Origin of the sequence: Streptomyces vulcanius, assembly GCF_042653945.1 — a bacterium.
GTDB lineage: Bacteria > Actinomycetota > Actinomycetes > Streptomycetales > Streptomycetaceae > Streptomyces > Streptomyces mangrovi.
In genome coordinates this window covers 54,929-75,538 of the sequence record NZ_JBHSFK010000024.1, presented here as the reverse complement: position 1 = coordinate 75,538, position 20,610 = coordinate 54,929, and the positions used below count along the sequence as shown (strand labels likewise).

Genomic DNA, 20,610 nt, shown 5'->3' with positions numbered 1-20,610 from the left:
AACCTCTGTTGTCCGGGGCTCCCGTTCATCGGTCATGTCGTTGTGTCAGTCAGGGCCGTCCGCCTCCCCCAGCCCCTGCATGATCCGGCCGTTCATCTCCTGCTCCTGGCCGTCGATGCACTTGGCGTAGATCTTGAGCAGGACGTCCACCGAATGGCCCGCGCGAGCGGCGACCTCTGGCGCAGGGACACCGGAGTTGAGCCATTGGGATACGCCCGCGTGACGGAGGTCGTACGGCCGGAAGGCCAGCACCGACGACATCTGATGTGGCACGAGCGCCAGTTCCCGAGCCTGCTTCCACGCCCGCGAGTACGACGAGGCAGCCATCACGTTGCCCCGCTCGCTGGAGAACAGCCGGCCGTCCTCCGCCGTCCCGAACTCCTTCAGATGCTCGCGGAGGAGCCGGACCAGCGGAGGCGGAATCGGCACGATGCGCACCTCACCGTCAGCCCGCTGCTTCAGACCACGCCGGTCGTGCGCTTCACCGGAGTCGGTCCACGCCTTACCTGCCGTGGGACGGGTCTCCGTCAGCTCGATTCGGCCCCAGCCCGACGCCGGAAGCGTGCAATCGGAGCGGCGAAGCCCCAGCGCCTCCCCCGGTCGCATGGCCGCGTAATAGAGGCACCCGAAGAAGGCCCGCAGGCGCCGGCCGCTTGCACGGTCGTAGCCACCCACGTACGTGAGCGCGGTCAGCAGCTCCCGTGCTTGCCGAGGGTTGACCACCACACGACGGTCAACCTCCTGCACCGGCCGCTTCCCCCGCTTGCGCCGCACTCGGCTCAGCGGATTGGACGGCAGGTGTTCGAGCTCAACCGCGTACTCCAGGGCGTTGAAGACCACGGCGCGACGTCGCCTGTATGTCTGCGTCGCCGCAGGCTTGCCGTTCATCCTCCGGCCGAGTGCATCGATGAGCTCATGCACACGCATGATCTCTTGCAGCTCCCCCACCGGAAGCGATGCCTTTTCGATCCACCGCACGGCCAAGGCGATCTCCTCCGGCCGCTCCCGCTCCCTGCGCGGTACCGGCAGCAGGTACGAGCGCAGCGCCCGCCGCAGCACCTCTGGGGTGGGCCGCCCCCGTCCCGGCTTGACCAGGGCGGGAACGACCGTCGCCAGTGCATCAGTCATGCTGTCCCGCTGCTTGGCGGACGCCTCCGCCCACCGCGCATCCACGTACTTGACCGCCAGGTCGAGGAACGACAGCGCCGCCTTTCCACCGCGGAGCGAGTCCGGCAGACCGGTCACGGTGTCGAACGGTTCACCCTTGTCAGCGGCACGAAGAAGCTTTGCGCGGAAGCGGTCCGCCAGCGCCTTCGTCTTGTGCGACTCGTGGAACGGCTCACCGTCCACGGACCACCGGACGAGATACGTCGGCTTCTTCGCGGAGCGGTTGATGCTGAGCTTCCAGATTACGACCTTGTACGACTTCACGACGTCGCCCCCTCCGCCCGCTCCTCCAGCCAGTCGTTGAGCACGTCACGCCGGACCCGCAGCTCACCGTTCGGCAACCGGATGCAGGCCGGCGCGAGGCGGAGTTCCCGCCAGCGGTAGAAGGTGCGCCGGGAGATGCCGCCCAGTTCGTCGAGGACCTGCCGCACGGTGAGCAGCTCGGCCGCCTTCGTACGGGTGTCACGCGCCATGGGATGCACCGCTCTCCCGCACCGAGGCGGCCAGGAGCGCAGCCTCCGGCGAGTAGCCGCGTCCCGCGTAGCGCCACCGGCCGACCGTGACCGTCGAGTGGTCGGCCAGGCCGAGTGAGGTCCGTTGCTGCTCCGCCCGGTGGTCGGTACGTGCCTGCCGGAGTGCCATCAGCGTGGTCGAGTAACGCCGGGACTTGGTGGAGAAGTGGCCGCCGTATCCGAGCATGTGCGCCCAGCGGCGGAGCCCGAGCGGCTCGAACTCCGGTAAGCCGCCCAGCCACCAGCACGTGCCGATCATGCGGAGCACGTGCGCCCGCACCGGCAGCATGACCATGTCTCGCGCATGATGGATACGACCGTCCACTGCGCCGGCGGACTCCGCTCCCTTGGTGGCGTACTTAGCGATGTAGCCCGCCACGGAGGCCGGAGAAGCAGGCCGCTCCCCCGCTTCCCGCCGGTACGAGGTGACCGGACGTGCGTCGACCTGGGCACCGAAGCGCAGCGCCCGCGGACCGATGACGCCCGCGCCTGGAGCGTTCAGCCGCACTCGTCCGACCACGGCCCGCACGGAGTCGACCAAGAGCGGGACGGTCGCCCAGTTGGGCGGATCGGAGTCGGGTCCGTCTGCACCGTCGAGGCGGATCACGGCATGGAAGTGGACCAGGCCCCGCCGCTGGTACTCGGCGACCTTCGCGTACGACAGCCGAGCGACGTCCCCGAACTCGGTACGGGACAGCCCGGCTCGCCGTGCAACCTCCCGCCGCAGCTCCAGCCCGAACCGATGCCAGAGCCGACCAGCGAACGCGTGCCAGAGAACGGCCCCCGCATAGTCGTAGCAGCGTGGGCAGAGGGGTTCCCCGAGTCGAAGGTCGTCCGCCGGGTGACGCTCACGGCATCCGGCAGGAGTCCCGTGCGGGCAGTGGTCCCCTACCTGACGCGGCCGACAGGACCGCACGTGTCCGTCACGTTCGCGGCGAGTGTGGACCGGGCCGAACCCGGGGGCGGTGAGCGTGGCGAACACCCGCGGGTGACCGCTCACCGCTTCCGGGACGTTCTTGCCGCCGACGAGACCGGCCCTGACGAGTTGGTACGTGTCCGCCCGGTACAGCGCCGAGCAGGCCGGGCAGACCGTCGCCCGCCGGTTGCCGCACGCGGTGAGCAGGCGACCGCCGTAGACATCCGAGCCGTAGGAGAGCAGGGCGGCACCGGTCGTCGTGTCGTAGACGGTCGCCGCGCCGACCAGGTGAATCGGGTTGGTGCAGCCAGCGAGGCGGACGATGTTTCGGCGCCAGGCCGCAAACTCCGGCTCCGACGCCCTGTCGACGAGAGCAGCAACGCTCTGCGGAAGGCCGGTGGTCATCGGCGACCACCTCCGTCGCCGAACGCCTGCCCCATCACGGCCGAGATGCCTTCTAGCCGAGTCTTGGCGCTGAAGCGGAGAGTCGGGTCCGTGAGCCAGACAGCCGCCGCGTGCGCGGAACACAGCCACTGCTCCGTTCCGTTGAGTTCGACGAGGACGATCTGTTCCCGTCCGGCGCAGGTCGAGACCTGCGCGTCACGCTGCCTGAGGTCGCAGTCGAGCGACGGGGATTTGCGCGAATGATGCGCGGTGGACAAAGTGTGAGTGCTCCTTTCACTGCTCATGTGGCGGATGGAGTGGGTTCCTGACGGGGTCGGGTTTGGCGACTTCGCGCCCCGTCGGGAGCCCGTCGTACGGGCGATCACTGCCGTTCCTCGGGAGGAATCCCGACGACGCCGTACGAGATCGGTCCGAAGTCACGGCGTGCGTCGAAGTAGCCCCGGCCGATGTCCTCCGCCGGCACGCCGAGCGGAGCGGCGACGAACGCCACGCCGTCGAGACGAGCGGCGGAGTCGGAGGCGTCGACCAGGACGACGACGGACGCGTGACGCGGCACGACGACGGCCGGATTGACGGTCAGGAAGTCGACCAGCTCCCGCAGACCGGCCAGGAAGGCGGCGCGGTCACCGGAGCGGATGACGTAGTCGGACACAGAAAGTCTCCTTGTCGGGTCAGTGGTGAGGCGCTTCAGAAGCGGAGTTGGCCGAGGAAGCCGTTCACGCCGTCGAGGAGGGCCTGAACGAACGGCGCGGCCACTGTCCGGGCGAGCAGGAAGCCGAAGGTTCCGCAGAGCAGCGCGTCGGCCCACCTGAGGTACCGAATGCGCAGGAGGAACCAGATCAGCAGGCCGAGCAGCAGCACGGCCGACATGGACACCAGCACGACAGCCCCCTCTCACAGCGCTTCGACGTGCAGTTCGGACAAGACAGGTGTCAGGTGCGCGTACTCGGCGGCGACGGCTTCTGCCTCCGCTTCCGTGATCAGGTGAGACCGGGCGCGTTCCCAGCCGTCGCCGGAGGCGAGGATGGCCGTACCGGCCTGTTCGGGGGTGATGGCCTGCGCTGCCTTGAGCGCGTCAGGATTGAGGTCGCCAAGCGCCATCTCTGCCGTACCGGGGTCGGCCACGCGGTGGCAGACTCGGCCGCCCAGTTGCGCCCGCAGAGCCGTGACACCGGGTCCGAGGTCGGAGCCGACGCGTTGGCCGGCCACGACGAGGAACACCCCCAGCGCCGCACCGAGTTGGGCCAGCCGGATCAGCGCTGTACCGGCCGCATGCGCTTCGTCCTTCTCGCTTCGGCTCGCTACGAGGAAGAGTTCCGCGATCTCATCGACGATCACGACAACGGGGACCGGGCGTTCCTTGTCAGCCAGGCCCCAGATGTTCCGGACGCGGGCAGCCCGGCACAGGGTCATCCGGTCGAGGGTCAGGTCGACGAGAGCGGCGAGCAGCCGGACCGCTTGCTCTCGGTTCGTCGCTAGGGCGGACAACCGCGTCTCGTAGAGCGACAGTTCCATGCCGCCCTTGCAGTCGATCCCCACCAGGGCGACGGGCTGCGGGGCGAGGCCCGCCACGAGTGCGTTGATCAGGGTCGACTTGCCGGAACGGGTGGCTCCGACGATCAGCCAGTGAGGAATGCGCCTCAGGTCCACCACCCACGCGGCCCCAGTCTCCAAGGCACCCACCGTCACCCGAAGCAGATGGCCGAGGCCCTCGCTGCTTCGGCACCTGGGGATCGGCCAACGGGTCGGCCGCCGAGGCGACGATCCGCACGACCCCCGGCTTCCAGGAAGTCACCCGCACTGCGTGCACCTGCCAGTTCTCCGCCATGGCAGGCGCAGCCTTGACGAAGTGCTCCGGCACCTGGCCCGGCAACAACCGCACGAGCAGTGCGAAGCCGCCGGGGGTCGGGCGTACGAGCCCCTTCCGGGGAACCCGCGGCTGCGGCGGAGGTGCCCCTTTGCCGACAAGCCCGGACACCACGGTCAGCGCCGGTCGACGACTCACGGCGAGCCCGCAGCCAGCCATCAGAGGCCGCCAGGTCTGCACGACCCGGAAGGCCACGGCCGGGAAGCCGCATAACAGCCACCAGGCAACGGGATAGCGGCGGCGCAGGGCCGGGCCTGCCAGAAGCAGACCCGACACCAGCACTGCGGCCACCACCAGAGCCCAACTCGGCCAGCTCGCGCCAGCCGAAGTAGCGGAGGCCAGCTTCATCACTGACTGGCCCCCTTACCCGCCGGGGTGGCGGGAGCGCTCAGGGGTCGGATCTCCGCCGCCCGGAACGCGATCCCGTGCCGCCCCTCGTTCTCCCACGGGGTGGCGACCAGGTCTCGCACGGCCACCGGCATACCGAGCTGCACACCGGCTGGCTCACCAGCCACGCTGACGTTGGCGACGTCCGCCGACGACCCCGCCATCAGGCAGAGGCCGACTTGGTACACGGTCTTACCCGTATCGCGGTCAACACGGAGCTGACCGGTCTCACGGTTGGCGACCCGCGGAGCAGGGGGAACGGCGCAGATGATCCCCGTGAACTTCGCGGTATCGATCGGAAGGCTTGCCACTGTTCGGATCTCCTTCATCCTCGGCACCCGCAGGCCAATCCTGCGGGCTACTAGACCACCCGTAGTACGGGTGACGAAGACAAGAGTGACCACCCGTAGTACGGGTTGTCAACCGACTAGCAATAAGCGAAGCTGTCCAAGAACTTGGGCACGCTGCCCAACGGGGACGGACAGCCGCCCACACCACGGCCACGGAGGGCCCGCATGCCGCCGAAGAACACGCAGCCGAAGTACCGGCAAATTGCCGACTACCTGCGCGAAGGCATCTTGGACGGCACCTTCCCCGCCGGCCAACCACTCCCGTCCGAGGAGGCGTTGGCAAAACAGTTCGGCGTGACGCGCCCCACGGTCCGTCAGGGCTTGAGCGAACTGCGGGCATCCGGTCTCGTCGAGGCCATCATGGGCCGCGGCACCTTCGCCCGCTCCCCCCACAACCGCCCCAGCCACACGCGCCCCCGCGGCGTACGCCGAACCCCGGACGGCCGCTACATCGAGGCAGACGGCATCCGCTGGACAGACGCCGAGCCGCCGGTAGCCACCCGCACAGACGCCCCACTCGCCCTTGCGGACCTACTCCGCATCCCGCCAGGCGAGCCGATGTTCACGTACGACGCGTTGCAGACTGCAGACCACGGCCGCCTCCGCCAACTCCACCGGACGTACGTCCCGTTCTCCGTACTGATCGACACCAAGTACGAGGAGGAGGCCCCACCGCCGGCACCGGATCTCTACACCGCGCTAGCCGACCTGGGCCACGAACTCCACTTCACGGAGTACGTCCGCACCCGCATGCCTCTACCCGATCAGGCTCAGGCTCTACGACTCGCCGACGGGGTCCCAATGCTCCACATCATCCGCGTGACACTCACCGAGTCAGACAAGCCCCTCGCCCTGGAGGAGTTCCACCTCCCAGGCGACGAGCTGGAGCTGTCGTTCCGGCTGTAGCACAGCCCGTGTTGGCTCAGACTTTCTCTACGTCATCAAGGCGGCTCGCTCCGCTCCCCGCGCGCGGCCCGGCCCCCGGCCGGGCCTGCGCTCCTGTCTCCGCCCCGCTCCAGCCCGGCCGGCGCCCGCGCCGCACGCATAGCAATCACCCGCCTGACGCCAGAGATAACATTACGCCGCAGCGAGCATCGCCAGCACGTCCGCTCCCGCCCGACTCAAATCGGCATCCATCAGTCGCTGTGGGTAAGAACAATACGCGCAGCGAGTGATTTGTCGTCATCGGAAGCTGTCGCCATAAAGGCCATTAGGCGGCTTGCCGCCACAGCATGCCCCATCTTTTTCACTAGCGCTGAATAGTAGTCATTCAGAACCTTGCCCGTGGGATCGGTGACACCATCACGGTCCGCAACCCCCATTCGAATTCCGGAAAGAATAAAGCCGACAGCATGACCAGCAAACCAGCTTTGACTAAATACCTTCCTCAGGAGGATTTGAAGGTTCTGAGAAGCCGTATCGGGCGTATCGGAAGATCTAACAAGTCCGACCGCAGCTGAACCAATCCAGGTGGAAATTCCTTCCGGAGAACTATCGGAGACTTTCCCACTGGCATACATAGCAAATTCGGCAGCCTCCTCCGGCCGACCCCAAACGTGTCGTCTCGTCAGAGCAGCTGCAACCCCCAAAGGGCGCCAAGAGTCTGCAATGGCTCCCGCAGTGTAAAGCTCCTTTGAGTACGGCAGGTCTACGTAATAGTTTCGCAGAAGCTCAGCTTCCAGAACGCGGCACTCGTCTGCCGAGATCAACCTGTTTTCAACTGACTCCTTCATCAGGCTCACAGTTCCAAAGGTTGGTACGCCCCGGCTTCGAGCTACAGAGCGCATAACTCTGTCGTCCGACCAATATGCGAGCCCATGCTCTATTGCGTAGTCCAGACCTGTAATCCAGTCCACATTTCCGAATGTCAATTCAGTTAGGACGCGGAGCTCCAAGCGAGGCACACGTTGCATGGCCCCAAGGAGCTCAAGGATCCTATTCGACCGAACCCGCAGAATTTCGACATCTTCTTGCGTGGCAATGGAGACGGTCGCATGGCCAGAATTTTCATCCCACACAATCTGCATATCCGAAGCAAGAGCAAGCGCATCTCGGCATTGCAGGGCGTCTTTATACAGTTGATCTGTGGTAATTGCAGCAGGAAGACTGCCGAGAAGCAGCTCAGCAGAATCTGAATCGAAAAGCGACAAAGAGTGTATCGCTGTCGGGTCCACAACTACTTTACCCTCTTTAGCGTGGCTCAGATCCAGGGATTCCGCATCAGATGAATTAAGGTCAACTGCGAAAACTCTACCAGCAGCCCGGCGAATTGCCGCTTCCGTATAAGTTCTACCTGTCGCCATGGCCAGCATACCTAGAGGAAGATTCCCGTCATTAACCTGTTGGCGCAACTCCTTTGTTCTCTCATGGTCCTCTCGCAGTTGAGACTCCAACGGCGCCAGAGGATGATCGTCGGGACCGAGAGGAACGGCGCGCCAATGAACACTCTCAGGGAATTTGCTCACAAATCCTTCCGCCACGGCCTGCAGTTGCTCTCTATCTGCATCCGTGAGCGGCAGTTCAGTGGATCGAGGGCCGATGACATGGAAGGTTTGCAGGAAGCGCCCGAGAACTTCTTCGTCATCCGACCAATTTTGTATGAACCCTAGGGCTTTACCCGCAAAGTCGGCACCGACGTAATACTGTGCACAAAGGCCGAGCCAGATTAGCGTTTCTTCCTTAGATCTTGGAGCGGTCGGCTCACCATGATACGAAAGTACACGCCACGCCTCGTCAATCTTGACCCGACTAATCAAGCACTTCACAAGGGCCCATCGGGCATTATCATCGTGCGGATCAAGCGCAAGGAGGCTTCTGGCCGCGTCGGAGGCGGCTTCGTAGTCGCCGTCAGCAGACTCGACCTCAACGAGGAGGGCATACATCTGCCCCGCTCCTGCCCAGCCTGGCCCTCCGAGATGCATTGCCGACCGCGCGGCAGATCGAGCCTCTGCTTTCTGGTTCGCCTCTCGGAACCTCGTGGCTGCCATTGACATCAGCTGGGCATCACTCCATCTTTCTGCCCCGGCCCTCAGTGTTTCGGCAGCAAGCGCAAATTCTCCCTTTACAAAATGATGCTGCGCAAGCTTCACAACAAGCAGCCGGCTCTTGGTAGCACCTATCCTCAGCGCCGCCAAGTTATCCGCTGTACCCGTCATTGCCTTAGCGACGATTTTGATCTCTTCAACCGCATCTGAGTTTTCTTGGGCGAGTTCAGTCAGATCTGGTAGATCAGCTCCTGATTCCGCCATTCCCATCGCCGCAAAGAGGCGCTCCATATCATTGCTGGCCCGGCCCCAAGCATTTGTCCATAGCTGGCGCAGTTCGCTGGGATCGTCCCCCTCCCCAAGCGCGACATCCGCCATCACGGCTTCGACTTGTGCCTTAGTGAAGGCATCATCGATCTGACTCAAGAGTTGACGCGCCTCATCGAAACGCCCTGTCAATGCGGCAGTAAGAGCCGTCTGACTTTGGAGCCGTTCGTCTCTGACCTCATGTATCAGTGCCTCACCTTGTGGAGGCACCTGCATAAGAGACCATGACTTTTCGATATCGCCACATAGCTGTGCCGCCTTTACTGCGATCACAAGCGGCTCAACACTGTCACCGAACCAAGAGCGCCTTCGGTTTCTCGCTTGCAGAGCCAGAGACAAAGCTTCCTGACAGTCCATTAGGCGATGCTCTGACCGACCACTCGTCGCTCGCACCAACAATAGTTCTGCGGCGCGCGCGGCCAGGCCAGAAAGGTCCGTCTGTTCTGCTACAGACTTCGCAAGCCCTATCGCTTCGGTGATTTTTCCCAAACTGGCCAGCGAGGATACCTTCAGGGAAGCAGAGATTGCCGCCCCACCCTCGCTTTGCGGATCCCATGAATCCAAGAGTGCGATAGCATCGTTAAAGCGATCGTCGATGAACGCCTCAACCGCCGCAAGGAAGGGATGATCACCTCGTCGACGAGAAGCAATGTACTCCCGAATCTCTTCGGAGGATTCTTCCTTCCCTAGAGAAATCGCTGATCGGGCTACCCAGTAGTCATGGGGAAACGCGCCAGCAGAGATTGCCATCTCGAAGTATATGTGTGCAACGGATTCTCGACTGGAATAGTCCGCTGCCATATTCGCCAACCAGAGAAGACCCTCTGCAGGCGCTTCGCTAAGCCAACCTGGGGGATTACTAGCCCATTGGCTAAGCATCTCGCCACGATGCAGTCGATTTCCATCGAGCGATGAAATGGCAATCTCTATCGCCTTCCACTTACCCCTAAGCGCCTCTGCTTCTTTTCTGCGGAGACTGCTCAGTGTACGAACAGCGGCATCGAATCCAAATGAGTAATCCAGCCTGGAAATTATTTCATCTTGTGTTGGCAAGATGACATTTCGATTCTTCTCTCCTTCCTGTGCTATGTACTGTTGCTGCCAGGCATTAGAGAGTTCTATAGCAGCTGACGTGTTCGCGGTCCGCAAGTACTCTTGCATTACTATGCGTAGCACAGCGAGTGCGTTGGCTTGGCGCGTGGCGGCATCGACACCGGGCACAATATAAGTGAGACTCCGAGCCATCGACGCCAGTGACTGTTCAGTGCATTCTCGGAATCGTTCAGCAGTATCTCGCCTGGATAGCCATGTGCGGATCGATTTTGCGGAGATATCGACACCGACAACTTTGGCTCTCTTGGAGGCGGCTAGGGATACACGAATAGCTCGCGTCTTTCGTTGTAGGAAAGACATACCGAGCTTGCTAGCGATGGGCCCGCCAGCCCTCGCGACCAACGTGAACGATGCCGGATCCATCGGACTCCTTCCGCTGGCTGATCATGCATGAATCAACCGGAGAAACCGTCGGATCTGTCTACAGACCAGACCCTCACCAAAGTATGTGGGACGAGGCCGAGCGATACGACCGAAAGTCCCGAGTCCGAGCTCCAGGGGTGCACTGTGCCAGGCATCGTTGTCGCGGGCCGACTCTCACGGCCGCGCTCTGGTCGACGACACAAGCCGATAGCGTGGCAGAGGCCAGTGGGGGTGCAGCGAGGCACACGCGCGCCTGATCGGCCGACGCACCCACCGTCTTGGCTGACTGTCTTCGGTTGAGGTTCGTGCCACTACCGTGCCAGACGCAGGGGTCAGCCACGGTCAACGAGGGCGTCCTGAGGTCGCGTTGCCAGCCGCCTCACCAGGTATCGAAGCCCCAGGTCAGCGGCCTCAGTCCCCCGCCTCTCTCCTAAAGCGGTGGTCCTGCCCAGGCACCCTCTCTACCCTGTCGGGATGTGCCGATACGCGACCCCCTACAAGCCGCATTTCGCGTGTCTGGTGTGCCGCTCCTCGTTCAAGCAGAACCCGCTACCGCCGCGAGAGCATCCGTGCCCCCGCTGCCACACCCCAATGATCAACGCTGGGTTCGACCTTGCCATCCCTCGCCGTAGAGACAAGGGGGCCTGGGAGGCACTTGGGGCTGCGTTGCATGCCAGCCTCACCTTCCATTCATGCGGTTGTGGTGGCCCCGGCTACCGACCGCGGTCGACTGCAGAAGTCCGATCGCGACGCCGGACCGCGAAGCGGCTCGGGCTGCCGGACCAGAGGGCGCTGAAGCGCTACGACCCCTGGGATCCAGAGCCCGGGGAGGAGAGCGCATGACGAACAGAGAGGCTGCAATCCGCGCTGTGGCGCGCCGTACTGACCACGTGTACTGGGTACGGGAGTGGCCCGACAAGCCGACCTGGCGGGACCGGCTTCGCCGATGGATGGACCCCGCGTCGTACGAGTTCGACCGGACCGTCACCCCACCAGAGCCCTGGGTTGACCGGCCCGCCGGCTATTACGAGCGAACAGGTTGGCGCATCCGTGCGGCCTACGTAAGATCCGACCTCGCCTTCGAGGTCGAGTACGTGGTCTGCAATCCGTGCAAGATCGGATGGGTTGAAGCACCTCACTCCTACGAGGGCTATAAGCGCTGCGGCCTCGCCTCAGCCGCTCTCCGCTCCCTGCGCCAGGTCTACCCAGGAGTCCAGTGGCACACGGGCGGCGGCCATTTCCGCGATGCCGAGCCCTTCTGGAGTTCCGTCAGCGTCGACGTACCCGGCGGCTACACCCAGCGGGGAAGATGCCGTCATGTGGAACCGTGGCGAGCATGAGGACACTCCCAGGTCCGTGACCAGGGAACCCGCGATGGCCGCCTGTCTCAGTTTCCGTCTCATTCAGCGCCGTTCACGGCCGTTCAGGCGAGACCGCTCGCCATCATCACGCCGTCAGCCATCCGCCCATGAACGCAGGTGAACGCCCCTGCACGAGCTTCGCTGGACCACCACCACAGTTGGAAAGCGTGTTGGCGGGGGCGGATCCAAGTGAACACAGCGATGAGGGTGTCAGACCTCAATGACAGTGTGTCCGGCATGGAGACACCCATTGCCCCTGACTCCGAGGGCGAGGAGCACGCCGCAATCGCACACTTCCGGCTTGCCAGTGACGGTTTCGGCGACGCCGATCAGCGCGAACGGATCTACGAAGCTGAGGAGGTGATGGAGGCAGCGACCGCGGAGGCAGGCGTCGGGGAGGTCGACGGTAACGAGTTCGGAGGAGGCGAAGCCGTCGTGTACGCCTACGGACGCGATGCCGATGCTCTGTTCAAGGTTCTGGAGCCGACTCTGCGCAGTCTGCCGTTCCGGCCGGCGCACGTCCTTCTCAGACGGGGCGACAACGAAACACGCATGGATCTGTAGGTCTGACGAGTCACGCGAGGTGTTGCCGAGCGCACCACAAGCGCACCAGATCGAGCGGGAACAGCGGGGAACCACGGTGAAAGCAGCCCAGTCCAACGGAGCCACGATCCGGCCGTTAGCCCAGGTCAGAGGCTGAACCGCACTCAAATGCTCGCAGCTTCCCAAGCTGAGAGCCTTGGGAGTTGAGCCGCTTCGGAGTTCTCCCCGCGGGTCTGTCGTCGCGGCTTGCTGCGGTCGACGGCACCGGCAGCGCGGTTGAGGCCGGTGGCGGTACGGCGAGGCAGGCGCACGCCATGTCGGTTGCCTGACACGCCGGGGCTGACTGTCTTCGGTCGAGGCCCGAAGTAGCCCGATTCTCGACCATGACACAAGGGTAGTGACGTCGGCGTGAACGATGACCACAAGGAAGAGCTACGCAGACTCGTCAGCAACTTGGGCGCCGGCATCCATGAACGGCACTACCGATCCGCGTATGACGCAGCAGCAAACATCTGCTCCGGCATCTTCGACACGATCCCTGTAGACCTCCACGACGTCGTACACGAGGCGGTCATGGCTGGGTACGCAGCCGCTCTAACCGACCTGGAGGAAGGCAAGTTGGACGACCAGGTTCGAGAACGCTCCGAGAGCATCGAGTAAGGCCCTATGCCTCGGGCCGTCTCAGTTTCCGTCTCAGTCATCGCCGTTCAAGGCCGTTCAGGTGAGACCCAGGGCTGTCGTCGTCGCGGTCGTCAACCTCCCATGGACCCAGGTGAACGCTCCCGCATGCAGCCCAGCGCCGCACCACCACAGTTGGAAGGGGTGTCGGGAGCAACCCTCACGAGTTCGAATCTCGTATCCTCCGCCAGCAGAGGACCGGACCACGAAAGCGGTCCGGCCCTCTGGCGTTCGTCCGTCCGTCCCGGCTCAGTCGGCCTCCACGGAGTACCAACCAGGGTCGCTCTCCTTGGTGACGACCGGTTCGGCCCAGGCCGCGACTGTGTGAACGTCCCGCTTCGCCAAGTGCCCATCGACAACCTCGTGAAGCAACCGCCGCACTCCCGGCACTCGAGCCGGATCACGTACAGAGGCCGAGCCCCAGGGCTACGACCCACCAGATGCTGTTGCGGAGCTTGGGCCCAGAGTGCGGGCACCTACGCCTAGTCGATCAGTGAGTCCCACCAAGCCACAACAAGTTTGCGCACGAAGGCCTCTCCCTCAGCAAGTGTCATGGTTCGTTTTGGGGAGGCTCCCGCTACGCGGGCGTGTCGCGCTTCACTGCCGCTCACATCAGGGCGATTTGCCGACCCCGTGAAAGCCGAGATGTCAGACTCAGGCACCCACGCTTTGGTTTTGAGCGCCTTGTCGTTCCCTACGTCGTGCCGCACGATCTCGTACACCTTGTAGAGGTCTACCCACGTCATGGAGATAGTGGGCTTACCAAGGATGTCGAGAACCTCTGCCACGTCCGTTTTTGCCTTAATGAGCTTCATGTACGGCGGACCCTGCGGCGGAGGCGGCGGCTGCGGCGTCGATTGATCAGCGGTTGTTACTACACCGACAGCAAACGCCTTAAGGCGAACCTCCGCCGTTGCGAGCGCGACGACATGGTGATGCTTGCCGTTGTCGTCCGTGAACTGACCGGTGAGCGTGACGGGGCGAAAGCTGCCATCTAGAGCGCGAGCAACACCAACTACTCGACGCAGGAGAAGAGAAGAAATCTCAATGAGGCGGCCGCTTTCGTCGAGGAGGCCGTCCAAATCATCCGATGCGAGGTAGTAGCCGTCGCTCTCTTTACTGATCTGCGGATCACCGACCGAGAACAGCTCACAAAGTGTGTCGAGGTCAAACACATGGCCTTCGATCCGAGCTTTTACCGCCATGGGCGGCCCTCCTTAGGGCGTGTTACTACTGAAATAGAGCGGCTTCAATCTCTTGGAGGACGGCGATAACTTCGGCTGCGGATTGAGCCAATTCCGTCTTGGCTAGCTCACGGTTAGTGTCGCACCAGTCTTGGACTTCCTGTCGCAAAGCACTCTTGGCTTCCTGCTGACGCTGCCCTTTAGGCTTAGTAAAGGCCTCTTCGATCTGCTCCCTAAACCGCGATGGGTAATAGTCTTCAAAACGCGGCTTACTGAAGTATCGAAACCGGTCACTCGGCCAAGTGGTGTACTTCGCTTTGAGCTTGGCTACCACCTCTAGCCCACTCTGGTCACCATCGATGACAACCCAGGCCCGATGCTTAAAAACCTCCTCTCGGTGGACGAAGAGGACAAGCTTCCCGAACTCGCGGAACGTTGGCTCAACTCCTCCGGTACCGCCGGCAGCGACGGTGCGAATGCGGGTGAGCTTCGGCGCAAACCAAGGGATGAGATAATCGAGGATGATCCGTTCGGCAGAGGACTCTTCGAGGATGAGCCAACCTTCAGCCAAGTCAAAGTCGTGCAGGTCGTACCCAAGATCGCGGAGTACGGCAGCTCGGTCTTCGGCTGACTCGATGAGCTTCACGGTTGACGTGGGAACACCTCGTGCGTCTGGCCGTTGCTCTACCTGAAATAGGCGGCTGTCCCGGGCCGAAGCCAGGTACTTCACGACGAGGTTTGAGTGTGTGGAGACAATGAACTGATTGGTGGCAGACTTTTCGATGATGACGTCGAGGAGCGCCTTAAGCCCGTCGGGATGAATGTCGTTCTCGGGTTCCTCGATGAGGAAGAGTTGTCCCTCTGCTACACACAGGTCTGTGATCAAACCGAGCAGGCTTGAGATACCCTCACCCATGGATTCGATGGTGATGGAGCCCAGGCGGCCAACCGTGAAGCCGACGAGTTGGCCGTTCTCTACCATCACGGTTCCGAGTGACATTCCCAAGAGACGCTTGCACAATTCGGCAAATTGCTCTGAACCTGGATATCCCGGACCGGTCAGGCGGGCTACCTTGGCCGAGAGGAGTTGGAGATTTCCTGTTACTTGGTCAGCCTTGCTCTTATCGACCTGGCGATCATAGTTTCCGACTTTCCGCTTAGAGAGATAAGGATAGATGAAGTTATCCGGCTCTACCGGTGAGATCTTTGGGAAGTCACCGTGGACATTGTCACTAGTTTTCAGAACATGGGAAATTTGAGCCCAGGAGGTGTTTTGGTTCTGGCCAGGTCTCTTTAGGCGAGTTTCAACGTGAACCTGTGGAATCAAACCATCCTCGGCAAGGCCTTTCGCCGCCACTCCCTGAGCGAGTTCCGGCGCGTATCTGCGGACGTCGAAGTCTTCGAGGCCGTATTGGATAGTAGCCGCTTCCGAGCCAAGCCGAATTTCACCCTCTGGCGCATTGACCCCTGCCGTGAGGAACTGCGCAGCTCGAATGAGCGCCGACTTGCCACTGTTGTTTCGCCCTACGAACACATTAATCCTGGACAGTGCGAGGCTCGCATTATCGAAGCCCTTCCATCCGGATACAGTCATGTTTTTGATACGCATGGCGGGATTGTACGATAACGCAGGATTTTCCGCCACCTTTCTGCCTCACCCCGGATCCATGCAGTAAAGAAGGGCGACCACCGCTCCTTTCTCATGCCGGGGCACCGAACAGAGATTACTGAGGACGACCTAGCCAGGTAGGTTGCGCTGGTCGAATAAACCCGCCGCAGCTTCCCAAGCTGAGGGCTCAGGCAGCGTCATTGCGGGTCGGCCGTCGTGGCTTGCTCTGGTCGACGGCACCGGCAGCGTGGCGGAGGCCGGTGGGGGTGCAGCGAGGCATACGCGCGTGTGATCGGTCGGCGCCCTCTCCGTCGTGGCCGACTGTCGTCGGCTGAGGCACAGACGAATTCGTATTCACCTTGAGCAGACGTCATCGTCACCCGCCCGCGGCCGGCGCGACAGGGCTGTGCATCCTGGGCACCATGACGAACCCCGAGGGCCAGTACGTGAAGGTGCACTTCCGACTTGAGATCAAGGACGACTGGCCCCCGGCATCGGTGGAGAGTCTGTGGGCGGTCGACCAAGGCGACGCCACTGCGCGGCTCGACAACACCCCCTGGTTCGTCCGAGGTATTGCCTGCGGGGACATCGTGGCCACGGAGCCCGACGAGGAGGGCGTGCGGTGGGCCGGCGAGGTGGTCCGGCGCTCCGAGAACTGCACCATCCGCCTCGTCGTGCTCCGTGACGGCGGTTCCGGAGCCGCACGGCAGAGCGTGCTCAACGCCTTTCACGAACTTGGTGTATGCGGCGAGGGCATAGAACGGTTCCGCATGGTTGCCCTGGACGTCCCGCCCACCGCCGATCTCGCCAAGGTGCAACGGTTGCTCAACCACGGTGTGGTCAAGGAATGGTGGGACATGGAAGAGGGGTGCATCACCGCGCAATGGCGGGCCGCCTCCGCCGGCTGACGCCGTTTACGCGACCCATGGCTGGGCCGTCCCTGGGCCGTCCGAGGTCGCGCAACAGTGGCCAATGACGACCAACGACGACCACCAGGCGCATGAGCCCACCGCCCCTGAGCAGCAAGAACCCAGCTCACCAAGATCTCCGGCAAGACCCAGGACAAGAAGACGGGTTATCCCGTAACCATTGAGATCCGTCGGCCGTGTTGTTAGCCCCGAGATATTTGCCGAGTCGTCTGCATTGGGACCGGGTTCGTTGTAGTGCTGCACTGGTTCGTCCTTGCGCAGAGGCGCAGGTTTGCTCTATTGAGCTCGCCGCGCCCGCACCCATGCTCCCTCGTAAGCACGAGGACCCCGCAGCGGGTGCAGATCCACTGGAGTCTGCGAAGCCGCGACGCTGGCTCGCATGACCTCTGCTGCGTCTTCTTCAGGTCGGCTCAGCTTGATGCGCGGCAGATCGAACGACAGGAAAATGTCGCGGCTGAGAGGCTGCGGGGTGTCCGCTCGCAGGATAGTCAGTCGGGGTTCACTCCCGTTGAGCGCCAGCAGCACGGACGCGGTCAAACTGCAGCCGGCCCACGTGGTCGCCCCGTCCAAGAGGATCACTCCGGTGAGTCGCCACGTAACGACAGCAGCGCACCACTCCTGTTGGCCGAAGCGGTAGGACCGCATCGACTGGATCTCAGAAACCGATACACGGCCCCCGCTTAGCCAGCCGTCAGCAGCGACGATCAACGGATCGGAGCCTGGGCCGCCGCTGATTGTGCACTCGAACGAGCCGTCCATGGGAAGCCAGCCGTGCCGGGTCGCTGCGTCGACCAACTGGGACCCCGTCGAGGGCTGTTCCAGAAGGGCCCGCACCGCTGCTTCATCGGTCGTCGTCTCGATGGCGAACTCGGCCACGACATCGGCCATGGAGGGCAGGAGCCGGAATCGGTCAGTCATGCCAGCAACATCCTTGTCCATCGGGGCGGGATAGGCCGCGCCGTCCCCGAAGTCCTTGTTGTTGCCGCTGACGAAGTAGACACGCTCCTCTGGATGTGCTTGCGCATACTCCACAGCAGTCAGCCAAATCGCTGCATCACGGCTGCCGATCTTCAGCCCCTTCACCATCCTGCACGGACGGAGCTGGTTCGCCTCACGGAACGCGGCCTCTTGGAAGGCTTGCGAACTAGTCGGGATCACTTCCACAACCGTGTCCCACTGTCGCCGCCAGTGCTTGCGCACCTCTTCGGGTTCGCATGGGCCGAGAGGCACGTCGAGACCCCAAGGTGTTGCCTCGCGTAGTGCCTTGACTGCTTCTGCGGCCCGCGCGTGCTGCTCTTGATACTTGAGCGCTTGTTGGGCCGCGAGTTCTTCCATGACCATCCACGGCACCGCAACCCGCTCGCCGCCCACGGCCCGGATAGCGCGCAGCAGATCGGTACTGCCGTCCTCGGGAGTAAGGCCCCACAGAATATTCGTGTCAAGGATGATCAACTCGCTGCTCCTGTCGCCCATCAAGGTGATCCCCCAGGGTTTCAGGCGGGGCCCGTGGATGCACACGAATTGGCCGGGACACCGGTGTCGGGCCAGGTCGCCAGCACCGCGCTGTCCCGCGAACGGGCGGCGACAGACACCTGCCAGACGCGCTGCTGAGCGCCTGAGGTTCGCCACCGTCTCAGCTAAGGCATACGCGTGTGCTCGGTCGGCGCGCCCGCCGTCGTGGCTGACTGTCATCGGCTGAGGCTCGTGCCACTGCCGTGCCAGATACAGGGGTCAGCCACGGTGAATGGGGGTGCGCTGTGGTCGAGTTACTGGACTCTGCACCAGGTATCGAAGCCCCGCTCAGCAACCTTGTTCCCCCGCCTCTCTCCTAAAGTGGTTGTCCAGCCCCCTCACCGCGTCCATACCCGCAGGAACTCTTCAGCCGGGATGGCCTCCAGCGGATCCTCTTCAGGATCGACCGCTTGGTCTGTGAGGAAGCCGTGATCGTCCTCCAGCTGCTCCCAGCTATAACGGTGGAGTTGGCCGGCCGAAGTCAGCTCGGCTTGTTTGATGTCGACCAACTCACCGCGGTCACGTACGGCCTCTAACTACCACAACCGCCCTCCTCGTCAGCGTGGCGGAAGTGGTGCCGCTGGGTGGCGGCTTCATCGAGTGCTCGGAAGTACACCAAGGTCTCTGCTTTGATGCGCTCCAGGTCAACCACGGGACCATCGTGTCAGCGAGCGCACGCGGTGGCCCCGTTCTGACATCCACAAGTGACATCAAGGGCGCCGGACGCCAGCACTCCCAGGCGGTCTGGCACGGCCACCGTGTCCAGGCGGCTCCGCGGCAGTGCCGCGCAGTGATCGAACCCCTAAAGCGGGTGTCGCAGGTTCGAATCCTGCCGGGGGCACAGCAAAAGGGCCAGCTCAGGAGGGTTTCCTCCCAGGCTGGCCCTTCGTCGTGTTCGGGGTCGTGCCACCGCGTGCCTAGAGTCCACGCGGAGTCCACATTCCCTAGCCGATGGCCTCTCCCTCACCCTCGCGGATCATGGCTCCGAGCCGATCAGCGATGGCTCGGTCGCGGTCGCTGGTCATGTGCTGATAGATCAGCGCGGCGCGCGAGCTGCTGTGGCCCATGCGGGTCATCAGCTCACGGGTGCTGGCGCCGGCGGTCGAGGCCAGGGTGTTTCCCGTGTGGCGGAGATCGTGGAAATGCAGCTCTGCCGAGACACTCGCCGCATCCCTGGCCGTGATCCACTCGTCCCGGAAGTAGCTCCGCCGGAGCTGGCCGCCCCGTGGACCGACGAAGACGTGTCCGTCGCGGCCGGGCGCGTGCGCTTACTGACCCTCCCACCCCGGCTTAAACCCCTCCATATGGCGAGGTCCGACAATGTGAACCGGAGAGCCGGATAGCGATCCAGCAGCTTTACTAACGACTACTTCGTCTGGGCCAACTACATACCCAGCCACCGCAGGAGCGATCTTCTCCTTCACCTCACTCATATAGGTAGAAATCTGATGATAACCATCCCTGGCAACATAAGCGGCGTCTCCGAACTTGCATTCGAATAGGTGGGCTGAATCACCAGGTCGCACTAGAGCAATGTCAGCCCCCATTGGGGACTCTCTACCGAATGCCTCCATGGTTAGAGCTTGATAGGAAGACTGCTCGCCGTAGTAAGACCACATTGATTCCGACTCAAACCACAAGTCCCAAGTCACACCATCCTCAGAAACAGCCTTGTAGTGAGGGCCGCCCGCTAGGCTAGCCGAAAGCGGCCTCATGCTTTTCAACGTCCAGCCGGCATCAAGAAATGACTTAAGAAGCACGCCGAGCACCCCAAGGTGAAAAAGACGCCACCTCACTTCCTGTACCGGCATAAGATGCCTTCGAGCAAATTCCATCAGACTAGTAGAATGCGAATCGCGCAGATAGCTCGCCACTGGAGCGAGGACTGTCCACGGTGCCCCTGAAACCCTCAGAGACCGCACTTCGGGAACAGTCGGCATTTGCCCTGTTGCATCACTGATGGGTGGCAGCTTTAGAAGATTTGCTGCGGCCGCCATCTGCGATTTCGACTCATTTTTGAGCGAGGGATCTACTTTGACGGCATCCCTTCGCATCGAAACAACTTCATCCAGGACCCACCGCAGCGTCCTGGCCATGATCTGGTCAGGGATCCTGTCACGTCGGTTCACTACATAACGCTCCGGCGGCCACGGTCCTTGTATTCGGGTCTCCACCCAGTGCGTGCCAGGCCCAGGGGAGCTTTCAATCCGACGTTGCCTGTTACTAGCAGCTGGCAGAGGGTCCAGCCAAACGTTTACGTCTATGGGCCAAGCCGATAGCAAAGGAAGGAGTTCGGCGAACATTACGCGTCTGGCTCGCCTTTGCACATCTGATGAGCTCCAGTGAACTTCACTCCAATCATCGTCTACCCCAGCCAACGCCTGATATAGCTGCGCCTTACTG

The 20,610-nt window shown here is 62.8% G+C and carries 17 protein-coding genes and 2 pseudogenes; 5 read left to right on the top strand and 14 right to left on the bottom strand.

The genetic code is table 11. The annotated features are described in order from the left end of the window. Nucleotides 1–45 precede the first annotated feature (45 nt). The 8 genes and pseudogenes from ACFPIH_RS32095 to ACFPIH_RS32060 all read right to left on the bottom strand — a co-directional run bounded on the left by ACFPIH_RS32095 (nt 46) and on the right by ACFPIH_RS32060 (nt 5,565). Entirely contained in the window at nt 46–1,431 is a 1,386-nt protein-coding gene (locus tag ACFPIH_RS32095) for a tyrosine-type recombinase/integrase (RefSeq protein ID WP_381180546.1), read from the bottom strand. After that, nucleotides 1,428–1,640 (bottom strand): helix-turn-helix transcriptional regulator, encoded by a 213-nt coding sequence (locus tag ACFPIH_RS32090; RefSeq protein ID WP_334494303.1) that lies wholly within the window; start codon nt 1,638–1,640, stop codon nt 1,428–1,430. The genes ACFPIH_RS32095 and ACFPIH_RS32090 overlap by 4 nt, the downstream gene beginning before the upstream one ends. Further along, nucleotides 1,630–3,000 carry a replication initiator gene (locus ACFPIH_RS32085; protein ID WP_381180549.1) on the bottom strand — a complete coding sequence of 457 codons (1,371 nt, stop codon included), beginning with the start codon at nt 2,998–3,000 and terminating at the stop codon, nt 1,630–1,632. Before ACFPIH_RS32085 ends, ACFPIH_RS32090 begins: the two co-directional genes overlap by 11 nt. Continuing rightward, entirely contained in the window at nt 2,997–3,257 is a 261-nt protein-coding gene (locus ACFPIH_RS32080; RefSeq protein ID WP_381180550.1) for a hypothetical protein, read from the bottom strand. Before ACFPIH_RS32080 ends, ACFPIH_RS32085 begins: the two co-directional genes overlap by 4 nt. Before the next feature lie 104 nt (nt 3,258–3,361). Further along, nucleotides 3,362–3,652, bottom strand: a complete 291-nt coding sequence (locus ACFPIH_RS32075) for a hypothetical protein (protein WP_381180552.1) — start codon at nt 3,650–3,652, stop codon at nt 3,362–3,364. A 35-nt stretch (nt 3,653–3,687) separates the two neighbouring features. Beyond that, nucleotides 3,688–3,882, bottom strand: a complete 195-nt coding sequence (locus tag ACFPIH_RS32070; RefSeq protein WP_062642117.1) for a hypothetical protein — start codon at nt 3,880–3,882, stop codon at nt 3,688–3,690. 12 nt (nt 3,883–3,894) lie between these two features. Next, nucleotides 3,895–5,215, bottom strand: a pseudogene (locus ACFPIH_RS32065) (FtsK/SpoIIIE domain-containing protein). Further along, nucleotides 5,215–5,565 carry an SCO3933 family regulatory protein gene (locus ACFPIH_RS32060; protein WP_381180663.1) on the bottom strand — a complete coding sequence of 117 codons (351 nt, stop codon included), beginning with the start codon at nt 5,563–5,565 and terminating at the stop codon, nt 5,215–5,217. Before ACFPIH_RS32060 ends, ACFPIH_RS32065 begins: the two are co-directional and overlap by 1 nt. Before the next feature lie 204 nt (nt 5,566–5,769). On the opposite strand from ACFPIH_RS32060, the gene ACFPIH_RS32055 reads away from it, so the two are divergent. Beyond that, a complete protein-coding gene (locus tag ACFPIH_RS32055) occupies nt 5,770–6,510 on the top strand; it encodes a GntR family transcriptional regulator (protein WP_381180555.1) in 741 nt (246 codons plus the stop codon). A 230-nt stretch (nt 6,511–6,740) separates the two neighbouring features. Here the strand turns inward: ACFPIH_RS32055 and ACFPIH_RS32050 are convergent, their stop codons facing one another. Next, nucleotides 6,741–10,136 carry a PIN domain-containing protein gene (locus tag ACFPIH_RS32050; RefSeq protein WP_381180557.1) on the bottom strand — a complete coding sequence of 1,132 codons (3,396 nt, stop codon included), beginning with the start codon at nt 10,134–10,136 and terminating at the stop codon, nt 6,741–6,743. A 1,094-nt stretch (nt 10,137–11,230) separates the two neighbouring features. Between ACFPIH_RS32050 and ACFPIH_RS32045 the strand changes: the two genes are divergently transcribed. The 3 genes from ACFPIH_RS32045 (at nt 11,231) to ACFPIH_RS32035 (ending at nt 12,955) form a co-directional block, all read left to right on the top strand. Then, on the top strand, nt 11,231–11,731 hold the full coding sequence (locus tag ACFPIH_RS32045) for a hypothetical protein (protein WP_381180559.1): 501 nt from the start codon (nt 11,231–11,233) through the stop codon (nt 11,729–11,731). 258 nt (nt 11,732–11,989) lie between these two features. After that, nucleotides 11,990–12,316, top strand: coding sequence for a hypothetical protein (locus ACFPIH_RS32040; protein WP_381180560.1), 327 nt, complete (start codon nt 11,990–11,992; stop codon nt 12,314–12,316). A gap of 387 nt (nt 12,317–12,703) precedes the next feature. Further along, complete coding sequence (locus ACFPIH_RS32035; protein WP_381180562.1) at nt 12,704–12,955, top strand: hypothetical protein; 252 nt, start codon at nt 12,704–12,706, stop codon at nt 12,953–12,955. A gap of 500 nt (nt 12,956–13,455) precedes the next feature. Here the strand turns inward: ACFPIH_RS32035 and ACFPIH_RS32030 are convergent, their stop codons facing one another. Both ACFPIH_RS32030 and ACFPIH_RS32025 read right to left on the bottom strand, forming a co-directional pair. Further along, on the bottom strand, nt 13,456–14,178 hold the full coding sequence (locus ACFPIH_RS32030) for a hypothetical protein (RefSeq protein WP_381180564.1): 723 nt from the start codon (nt 14,176–14,178) through the stop codon (nt 13,456–13,458). Between the two features lie 25 nt (nt 14,179–14,203). Then, nucleotides 14,204–15,766: an ATP-dependent nuclease gene (locus tag ACFPIH_RS32025; RefSeq protein WP_381180566.1), complete on the bottom strand. Its 1,563-nt coding sequence runs from the start codon at nt 15,764–15,766 to the stop codon at nt 14,204–14,206. 422 nt (nt 15,767–16,188) lie between these two features. On the opposite strand from ACFPIH_RS32025, the gene ACFPIH_RS32020 reads away from it, so the two are divergent. Then, on the top strand, nt 16,189–16,674 hold the full coding sequence (locus ACFPIH_RS32020) for a DUF4265 domain-containing protein (RefSeq protein ID WP_381180568.1): 486 nt from the start codon (nt 16,189–16,191) through the stop codon (nt 16,672–16,674). A 297-nt stretch (nt 16,675–16,971) separates the two neighbouring features. Here ACFPIH_RS32020 and ACFPIH_RS32015 read toward each other — a convergent pair whose 3' ends face one another. From ACFPIH_RS32015 to ACFPIH_RS32005, 3 genes and pseudogenes are all read right to left on the bottom strand, one after another. Further along, the gene (locus ACFPIH_RS32015; RefSeq protein WP_381180570.1) at nt 16,972–18,147 is read right to left on the bottom strand and encodes a PIN domain-containing protein; all 1,176 of its coding nucleotides are present in this window, start codon (nt 18,145–18,147) and stop codon (nt 16,972–16,974) included. 398 nt (nt 18,148–18,545) lie between these two features. Further along, the gene (locus ACFPIH_RS32010) at nt 18,546–18,716 is read right to left on the bottom strand and encodes a hypothetical protein (RefSeq protein WP_381180572.1); all 171 of its coding nucleotides are present in this window, start codon (nt 18,714–18,716) and stop codon (nt 18,546–18,548) included. 435 nt (nt 18,717–19,151) lie between these two features. Continuing rightward, nucleotides 19,152–19,469 (bottom strand): annotated as a pseudogene (locus ACFPIH_RS32005) (tyrosine-type recombinase/integrase); the annotation flags it as partial. Between the last annotated feature and the right edge of the window lie 1,141 nt (nt 19,470–20,610).